At 50.5% G+C, this 8,691-nt stretch carries 10 protein-coding genes and 1 tRNA gene; 3 read left to right on the plus strand and 8 right to left on the minus strand.

Features of this window, described 5'->3' with window-relative positions; genetic code table 11:
* A partial coding sequence (locus ACYC56_RS09775) for a hypothetical protein (protein WP_461373994.1) occupies positions 1-386 on the plus strand: 386 nt, incomplete at its 5' end.
* 4 nt (positions 387-390) lie between these two features.
* Here ACYC56_RS09775 and ACYC56_RS09780 read toward each other — a convergent pair.
* On the minus strand, positions 391-861 hold the full coding sequence (locus tag ACYC56_RS09780) for a bifunctional nuclease family protein (protein WP_461374003.1): 471 nt from the start codon (positions 859-861) through the stop codon (positions 391-393).
* Between the two features lie 206 nt (positions 862-1,067).
* On the opposite strand from ACYC56_RS09780, the gene ACYC56_RS09785 reads away from it, so the two are divergent.
* Positions 1,068-1,141: transfer RNA gene (locus ACYC56_RS09785), tRNA-Ile, on the plus strand.
* Positions 1,142-1,190: 49 nt separating this feature from the next.
* On the opposite strand, the gene ACYC56_RS09790 is transcribed toward ACYC56_RS09785, so the two are convergent.
* Together ACYC56_RS09790 and ACYC56_RS09795 are read right to left on the minus strand one after the other, a co-directional pair.
* Complete coding sequence (locus ACYC56_RS09790; protein WP_461373995.1) at positions 1,191-2,636, minus strand: HD-GYP domain-containing protein; 1,446 nt, start codon at positions 2,634-2,636, stop codon at positions 1,191-1,193.
* Positions 2,629-2,925 (minus strand): hypothetical protein, encoded by a 297-nt coding sequence (locus ACYC56_RS09795; RefSeq protein ID WP_461373996.1) that lies wholly within the window; start codon positions 2,923-2,925, stop codon positions 2,629-2,631. The genes ACYC56_RS09790 and ACYC56_RS09795 overlap by 8 nt, the downstream gene beginning before the upstream one ends.
* A 163-nt stretch (positions 2,926-3,088) precedes the next feature.
* On the opposite strand from ACYC56_RS09795, the gene ACYC56_RS09800 reads away from it, so the two are divergent.
* A complete protein-coding gene (locus tag ACYC56_RS09800) occupies positions 3,089-3,820 on the plus strand; it encodes a tyrosine-protein phosphatase (protein WP_461373997.1) in 732 nt (243 codons plus the stop codon).
* Between the two features lie 55 nt (positions 3,821-3,875).
* Here ACYC56_RS09800 and ACYC56_RS09805 read toward each other — a convergent pair whose 3' ends face one another.
* From ACYC56_RS09805 to ACYC56_RS09825, 5 genes are all read right to left on the minus strand, one after another.
* On the minus strand, positions 3,876-5,828 hold the full coding sequence (locus ACYC56_RS09805; RefSeq protein ID WP_461373998.1) for a hypothetical protein: 1,953 nt from the start codon (positions 5,826-5,828) through the stop codon (positions 3,876-3,878).
* 222 nt (positions 5,829-6,050) lie between these two features.
* Entirely contained in the window at positions 6,051-6,266 is a 216-nt protein-coding gene (locus tag ACYC56_RS09810; RefSeq protein ID WP_461373999.1) for a hypothetical protein, read from the minus strand.
* A 17-nt stretch (positions 6,267-6,283) separates the two neighbouring features.
* Entirely contained in the window at positions 6,284-6,583 is a 300-nt protein-coding gene (locus ACYC56_RS09815; RefSeq protein ID WP_461374000.1) for a hypothetical protein, read from the minus strand.
* Between the two features lie 163 nt (positions 6,584-6,746).
* Complete coding sequence (locus ACYC56_RS09820) at positions 6,747-8,237, minus strand: glycosyltransferase family 39 protein (RefSeq protein ID WP_461374001.1); 1,491 nt, start codon at positions 8,235-8,237, stop codon at positions 6,747-6,749.
* A 126-nt stretch (positions 8,238-8,363) separates the two neighbouring features.
* Positions 8,364-8,691 (minus strand): S1C family serine protease (locus ACYC56_RS09825; protein WP_461374002.1); only part of this gene is annotated, 328 nt, incomplete at its 5' end.

The raw sequence follows: 8,691 nt of genomic DNA on the forward strand, positions 1-8,691 counted from the left end.
TAAGACAAAAGGAGAATTACGCATTGAAAGATTTACCATCTAACATGAGCGGAAAAGCGGTTTCTGAAGAAACCTATGTGACACCCGATGTCGACTTCCTTGGCGAAGACGACGATTTTGAAGAACTGCAGATAAAGAATGTAGCAGCAGTATGGTGGGAAGACATCACCGCGTACTCCCGTGTCGAAATACCGGACGATTTCGAAATATTCAGGCTCTCCAAAATTACCGTGGGCTTGGTTTGGAAAGAGACCGAGGACTATGTCGTGCTAGTTCAGGATTATGACCTCACCAACAGGGGTCGTGGATATCGCCACAATGATTTTCACATTATTCCACGCGGAACGATAAAAAGGTTGGAAGTGTTAGGGGAAGTGCGCTTCTAGTCGCTTACGATTCTTCTTTAAAATCCTCTGGCCTTACGTTTTCTAGAAACTCGCGGAAGCGGGCAACCTCTTCCTCTTCGCCGTCTTCGCTCGTTATCGCGGCCTGATCTAAAACGCCTTCGTCGGCAAAGATCGGAGCGTTGGATCGCACCGCAAGCGCTATTGCATCACTCGGCCTGGCGTCGATTTGCAGTTGGTTTGAATTGGCCGACATGTGTATCTGTGCGTAAAACGTCCCCTCTTTTAGATCGTTGATCACGATGCGGGTTATTTGGGCGCTGAGCGTATCGATAATGGTCTTAAGCAGGTCATGGGTGAGCGGGCGCGACGGGTGTATCCCCTGGACCTCCATAAGGATAGCGGTTGCTTCGAATTGTCCTATCCAGATTGGGAGATAGCGATTTGATTTGAGGTCTTTTAATATAATGACCGGCTGGTTTGTCAACATATCAAGGTTGACGCCGTGAACTTCCATTTCAAACAAGGTATCACCGCCAAAATCGTGCGTTATAACTATATCTCACAATAACAAAGTTTTAACCCATTAATCAACCCTGAGGGGTTCCCCTGCCCTCAAGAGCAGCCGAGACGGCGGCCTTGATATTTTCTTGTCAGACAGGTAAAATATGTAGCTGGCTCTGGAAATGGCGGTGTCCATACGCTACAATGTATGATGTTTGCGGGCCTATAGCTCAGTTGGTTAGAGCGCACCCCTGATAAGGGTGAGGTGGCTGGTTCGACTCCAGCTAGGCCCACCGAATCCCGGATAGGAATATTCGGGATTTTGTTTTTTGTTGCTCGTGTTTATCCGGCAGCCCGTTTATTGTCTACAGGGCTCTCATCATTCTCATCAAAGAGCACCGCCAGCTCATCATCGGTGAGGTCGACGGCATACTCGCGTTGCTGCTTGTTTTGGACCATGGTAATGAAGTGGGCCGCCAGTGTCGGATCAAACTGGGTTCCCTTGTTTTGCTCAATATCTGCAAGAGCCTTTTCGACGGGCATTCCTCTACGGTAAGGCCTATCGCTGGTCATAGCGTCGAATGCATCGGCCAGTGCGGCGATGCGGGCCAGAAGCGGGATATTCTCCCCACCAAGCCCGAGCGGATAGCCTCTTCCATCAAAGCGTTCATGGTGGTATATAACGATATCCGAAACATTAATTAACGCATCGATCGGTTGGGTTATCTCAAGCCCTTTGTACGGATGCTCTTTAATGGTGGCAAATTCTTCATCCGTTAGTGACGCTGGCTTCTTAAGAATCGCGCCCGGTATACCAATCTTTCCGATATCGTGAAGAAGCCCACCTATATATGCTCTTTCGATATCGGTCTTGTTCAGCCCTAAATGTGAGGCTAAGTCTGCGGAGAGCTGCGCGACATTGCCCGAATGCCCACGAGTATATGGGTCTTTTGCCTCGATTGCTTTAGAGAGAGCCAGGGTGATCTTAAAATAGCCCGTTTGTAGATCCTCATAGAGTTTTGCGTTGCTTATCGCAACGGAGAGCCATGCTGCAACGTTGGTGATGAACTGCTGTTCATCGAGCTTAGTGTCGACGTGGTTTCTGCGGGCCAGCACTATGACGCCTATCGCCTTCTGTTGATTAACCAGCTGTGTAGCAAAGGCATTCTTAACGCCGGCGGCTTCCAGCGTATCACATAGTTGCAAAACACCGCGGTATTCGGGATCGCAAATATCTATGAGCTGATCTTCGGACGAAGCAAGGACAAAGAACAGTTCTTTAGCCGGAAGAACCGACAGGTCTATATCCACCCGCTTAAGCGTTCCCTCTGACCATAAAAGCTCTAAATAATCCTTGTTCTTGCCCACCGTGTAAAGCGCCGCCCAATCAAATTGTGATATTTCCAGAATCTCATTGAGCGCCAGCTTTGAGACTTGTTTCAGGTCAAGGGCATTGGTCGCCTTTGTGCCGATATTTTGGAGAGCAATTAATTTTCTCTCCCTGTTTTTAAGGTCGTTTTTCTCAATAACCTGCATGATTAAGAGTAAATTTGCAATCAGCAACATCGGGATGATTGTACTTGGATAGCTTCCCAGGAGATGAAAAACGGGCAGATCAGTAAACGAGTGCGCCAGTGCAATTGCATTAGTGATAGCAAAAGAAAAAAGAGCAAGCGAAAAGATAAAGCGAAGCCTATTTTTATCAGGATTGCTACGACGAAAGAGCGCAAAATATGTGCCGACTGCGCAAGCACATATATTTACTATGCGGATAGCTATTTCAAACATTGCCACCACCCTTTAAGCGGTCACTTCGAACCACTAAAACAATGGCCATAATGCTTACTAACTCAGGGAGCCCGGCTAAGCTATGCAGGAGCGGCATATTGAAGATAGAGAGCACGTAAAGAAGGCTTGCAATGAAAAACGCCGATAAACACACCAGGTAATACATATAAAAACGGTATGATTTAAGGTTGGTCCGGTTGAAGAACAAGAAAATAAGCGCCGCTGCTGAAATAAGTAGTGGAAATATATGACCATATTCATAGATGTTAGATTCCATCGCCGTGTGCATTCTTGCCACCCATACAGTTACTGCCCTGGATATTATTCAGCTTATCGACAGCTGGCACTACGTTCTTGAATGAAGCATGGGATGGACAAGAGCGCTTTTTGATGGAGAATAGGAAATAGATAATAATAGAAAGAGCGCTACGATAACGATCGAAGGGACGATATTGGCAGACGGATATATCGATACGCACAACCACATATTGCCCGGGCTCGATGATGGGCCGGCTACACTTTCAGGGGCCGTCGAGATGGCCCGGGTTGCGCTTAAGAACGGGATTACCAAGATCATCGCGACGCCGCACCATAATAATTATCATCGACCGGCACGAAGTGAGATACTGGCGGCCGTTGAGCTTTTGCGTGCCGAGCTGAGGAAAGACGGCGTACCGGTAGAGGTGTATCCGGGCAACGAGCTAAGGATAAGCCCGGATTTGCCGCGCGAGTTGAGAGAGGGCGAGGTGCTCTCGCTTGCAGAAAGTAGCCACATCCTCTTTGAGTTCCCGTTTGAGGGCATTCCACCCTTCGCCGAGGACATCCTATTCAGGATGCGCATTGACGGCTGGAGCCCCATCCTGGCGCACCCAGAGAGGATTTACGATATCCAGAGAAAACCGGACCGTTTGAAGCGGTTTATCGACATGGGTTGCACCATCCAGGTGAACGCAAACAGCTTGACCGGAGAGCTGGATGAAGCCTGCCGTGATACGGCGATCGAGCTTTTGAAGCGGGGGCAGGTCGATATATTAGCAACGGATTCCCATGCGCCCGACCGGCGTGCCCCCGATTTTACCGGGGCGCTTGAGGTTGCAGCAAGATACGTCGGCCTCAAGCGGGCTCAGCAGTTTATCCGCGATAACCCGGCAAAGATTTTTGACGATAAAAAGAGGCCCCTTTAAGCCGGGCCTCTTTTTACTGTACGCATCAAAAGAGCAAACGTGCTCTTGTTGTCCCTTACGGTAATCCCCTGAGGAGCAAATCATCGTTATAGGGATTGCTTGCGGTGTCGGTATGTGTTGTCATGCTGCTTGCGTTCCAGATCGCCGGATTGTGGCAATCCAAGCAAACACTGTCGATGTCATGGACCGCGTAAGTGTTGGCCCCGTCGTGTCGAGAGCCGCCCACTGCGACCGGTTGTCCATTGAAATCAAGGCCGAAGAGGTCGTCTTTGAGCATCTTGAATCCCAAGGTTCTGTGCGGCCAGCTGAAACCGTCATCGGCGCACGCGGAGCCGACCCCGGTCGCGTTTTCCTGTCCGGCCGCCATCCGCTGTCCGGCCGCGACAAATCCTGATGCCGTTCTCCAGGCATTCGACCAATCGACCGTACGCGATTTTTTATAGAACTTATAGGTCGGACTTTCGACCACCATGTTGTTTTCTCCGGTACTCGTCAAAAATACGGAGTACGTGGAAAGCCCGAGGGCATCGTTCGCTGCGGTTGCGCTATCTGCGGTGTAGATAGGCGGGCTTATCGTGTAATTTGCGAGCGGCTCCTGGTGGCATGTCCTGCACCCGCTTGAGCCCCTATGACAGTTACGGCAGTTTGGCCCAAAGTCCTCTCCATCCTCCGGATTAAACCGAAGCTGGCGTTTGCATTGTTGCCGCGATTGCTCGTCGTGGCCGTACGCCAGGTCGTAGCTGTTCTTCCAATCAGGGGCTACGCTGTTGTTCTCGGCCGCGCGCAGCGCACGGTCCTCACTGAACACCGGTGCCTCTGTCGTATGCAGGCTCGAGTTGCCGTCATGGCAATCGGTACAGAACTCGGAGACGCTCCACATGTTATCGGTGGTGTTGCGTGTGTAAAAGCCCGAACCTGGGGACGAGGCGTCGTTGGCGCCACCGATTGGAACGTTCCAGTCGATAGGAAGCTTGTTGATGGGGTATGCCGTGTCTGCGCTGAATTGGTGGAGCTGCCCCGAGGTAATCGTAGCCTCCCCGTTGATTATTGCAGAGAAGGCGAAGATGCCATCGCTGATCTCCTGGCCCTCCGTCACGCTTGTGGAAACCACCGAGCCTTGGTTGACGTCGTAGTAGCTGATGTTGCTCTCTGCCGATGAGGCAAGCTCGTGATCCGGGTCTTTTATTAAGAGCCAACTACCCGAGAGGTATACAGGGTCGTTGCCCAGGTGTGTCGTATCGTTTGGCAGTATATCGTGCCCCGGGTTGGAGATGCCGTAGGTTTTCCCACCAGATGCTGTGCCGACGGGCTGTCCACTGTTGTTGTAGCCCAATATCCGCTGTGGATTGGCGTGCGGGCTGTGGCAGTCGAAGCACGAGAATCCACCAAACCAGTAATTAGGCGTGAAGGCCGGATAGGTGTCATCCGGTGCTTTCCACTTGCCCGAGCTAATACCAAAGCCCATGGTGTGACCGGTATTATACTCCGTGGTAAACGCATCGTCGTTATCCATCTCGATATTAAAGCCAGAGCCGGCCCCGGTGCCGTGGCACCAGTCACATGCCTCAAACCTCGTATCAGAGCGCAACAACTTGAACTTACCGGCTGCACGGTGGACCGCATGGCACTCACGGCACTTATGTGAAGTGGTTAAATAACCGCCGTGGGGCCCCGCGGTATAGAGACCGGTGCTGGTCATAGTCCCGTCATCGGTATAGTCCTGTGAATCGTTGTAGTTAAAGCCGTCGATACCGAGAGTATACGGGCTGTTCCAGGTGCCGTAGATGTGGACGCTTGTACTCAATCCCGTTGACCCGGTATAACCGCCAGAGGATACGTTTTCACCCTGCTCTTTGTAGTTCCAGTCCTTGGCTTCATACCCGTTTCTGGGCTGGCTGAGGTCGTATGGCGTGGGAGCGATGTCGCCCACGGCATAAGCTATGCCGCAGAACGAAAGGAGCGCCGTCAAGAAGAGTAGAAAAACTACTATCTTTTTTATGTGTATCACCCCCTCCCTACGCTCGTTTTCAGCGCTTGAGATTCCCGCATACATTGGTGGATAAACCTTATGGCGACAAAACAATTTTGCGGACATATCATGGTTCAAGGGATCGTTCAGGATCAGAGCAGGTCGTAAGCGATTAGGGGGGACGGCTTAACAATCTCATTGTTTCTCTTTTGCTTAAGACGCCCATCTCTTTATGTGAGCACAAGAGGATACATAGCTGTACTAGTGTGGGATAAATAGGGTCACGTGCTTCCAGCAGGTAGCCGGAAGAGCGCATGATGAGTGGCTTAAAAAGAGGATAGGGGGATAAACACAGGCGGAAGTACCGGTTTGATTGTTCACCTGATCGATGGCGGCGGTGTGCCCTTCGCTATCGTAAAGCTGCTCGGCAAGCTCGGTCCAGGTCTCGACCGTTATGTCGTTGTCTGATTCTTGCATCGGTAGCGCTCTTGTTCCTACGCCGCCCTTTTCTCACCGGTTACGCTAAAGACGCCGGGAGCGCCTTGTTCGATGAGCGCCTGGAATTTGTCTACGGCGACTTTTCCTTCTGCTTCCGTTAAAAACTCATGGATTTTCACGAAGTCGATGTGCGTCATCCCGCCCCTTAGCGACTCGTGCAGGCTTACCGGTATCTCCGGGATGGATCTTGGCAAGTATCCGTAAAGGATAAAACTGGTGTCGCTCTCTTTATAGAGCTCAACGCCCATTACCTCGAATATTCCATAATGACTGCCGACCGTTGCTCGTGCCCACATATCAACCCCTCACTTTTAGGTTCTCATCCATCTGCATTATTGCCGCGTATATACCCAGAAACCGATACCGGCAATTCGTCTCCGGCTTTTACCTCTTTACCTCCTGACTTTTTACTTTCAAGCGGCCCGGGGGCACAAGTTGAGGATGCCCTCATTTTGTTAATTATTTTGCTTCAAAAAGACAAACCTCTAATCCATTACATCTTTTATAGTACGAGCGGTTAAAGGAGTCTCTAAGGGTGTTATTGATATGTTCGGCGTTGTCGACGATCCCAAAAAGCACGAACCAGACCCTTTTGCGGCCTTTAATGGAGTACTCGAGTTCGTCGATTGTTTTCTTACTTACGGCAACCTCGTTTTCAGAAAAATTCTTTTTTTCGTAATCGGTCCTTCTTGAGTAATAATCGAAGCAGTATACCTGGCACATATCTATATTAAACAGCGCCAGATCACCCGGCCCGGCCTTTGTATCGACTATCCGGGCTACCTCTCGCCATTGTTCGGCAACGGGCTGGTGATAATAATCCACGGCATTTTGCAACGAGAGTACGGCTACTATCCCGACCAGAGCCACCCTCACAGATGTATAGTCTATAGCCAGTAAAGCCCGTGCCGCTAGCAAGTAAAGGGCGGGCGAGACTTCTATAAGGTACTTATCAGCAAAAACCGGGACTGAAAACCTGGAAACGGTAAATGCGACCGCGACCGGGACAAACAACCAGATTAGTAAAAGAAAGACCTTATATCTATCATCGTTGTCCTCGGCCGCTTTGCGATTTTTGCCGGAATCTATGATCCCTGCCAGCAGAATGGCTATCATGCCGGCAAATATGACCAGCACAAAGGGTTCTCCTGAAAAACTAACGAATGTGTCTAAGATCGATTGTGCGGTGGGAAGGGGTATCGGCCAATTTTTGCCCTGCCTCATATGGATTTGCGGCAGTAGTTTGTAGAGCAAGAAAAAGATCCATGGAACGAAGAGCGCGATCAGTAGTAGCTGGTTAAACACCCAGTTTTTTATCTGCAGGCTCCGTAGCTTTCGCATGTGCGGCAATAGCGTCGTCAGGAGAAAGATATTCTCAACCACGATCACGAGTGAACCGAACATGTGCGCATACAGCAACAATGCGCTCGAGAGAATGTAGCCGAGAGAGATACCGCCGGTTCTATTGAGGAGTTTTATGAAGAAATAGACCGAGAGCAGGGCCAACAGGACCAGCAGGCTATAAGGCCGTGCTTCTTGAGCATAATGGATATTGAACGGAGATATCGCGAGCAATAGCGCGCCTAAGATTCCGACCTCTTTATTGAAGAGTAACGTACCCAGTTTATAAATTACGATAATCGCAAAAAAGCTGAATGATGCGGAGAGAAGTCGTGCCGAGAATTCTGAATTGCCGAACTGGCCGATCCAAGAGTGCAGCGTGATAAAATACAGGGGCGGGTTTAGGTCTCCGAGGGAGAGCGCTTTTATCATGTGCGGCAAGTCTAATCCGGCCAACGTAATCGAGTAGCCTTCATCTTGCCAGATGCTCTTAGCGCCTAGTTGGTATAACCGAAGGAACAGGCCCAAGCATGATATCGCCAGCACAATTTGCACAGAGCGTTCTTTTAATGCCGTGACGGCTCTAGTAACTAATACTGGGGTGCCCATACCACTCCTGTTTTGCTGGTGCGAGCTGCTCGTGTCCCTAATCTTACCATAAGCCGTAAACGATCTCATCAAGGGTCTCTAACCTCTAGCAACCTACTAAAGCGCGCAATCCGAGGCCGATCATTTTTATGCGGCGGCAGCCTCGCCCGGCAAGACGGTAATATCTATCATGTTGCCATTTCGAACTACCGTAAGGGTTATGGGCTCACCGATCGACCATAGTGTAAGCGCCCGCTGGATATCATCGATGCCGGATACCTTCTGACCGTTAACTGCGACAACTATGTCGCCGGCACGTATACCGGCTCTTGCGGAGGGCTCACCGGGTTCAACAGCCACGATCTCAACCGCAAACGGCCTCTCGGAACCCAGGGCCTCGGCAAGTTGATTGCTAATCCGCCGTTGCTGAGTAACCAGGCCGAGATATGCACGGCGCACCCGTCCATATGAGGTA

The sequence above is a fragment of the Candidatus Aquicultor sp. genome, from assembly GCF_054640775.1.

Coding starts and splice junctions, on each gene's coding strand:
- ACYC56_RS09780 (WP_461374003.1), bottom strand. CDS start 861: ATGGAAGTTCACGGCGTCAACCTTGATATGTTGACAAACCAGCCGGTC.
- ACYC56_RS09790 (WP_461373995.1), bottom strand. CDS start 2,636: ATGTTTGAAATAGCTATCCGCATAGTAAATATATGTGCTTGCGCAGTC.
- ACYC56_RS09795 (WP_461373996.1), bottom strand. CDS start 2,925: ATGCACACGGCGATGGAATCTAACATCTATGAATATGGTCATATATTT.
- ACYC56_RS09810 (WP_461373999.1), bottom strand. CDS start 6,266: ATGCAAGAATCAGACAACGACATAACGGTCGAGACCTGGACCGAGCTT.
- ACYC56_RS09815 (WP_461374000.1), bottom strand. CDS start 6,583: ATGTGGGCACGAGCAACGGTCGGCAGTCATTATGGAATATTCGAGGTA.
- ACYC56_RS09820 (WP_461374001.1), bottom strand. CDS start 8,237: ATGGGCACCCCAGTATTAGTTACTAGAGCCGTCACGGCATTAAAAGAA.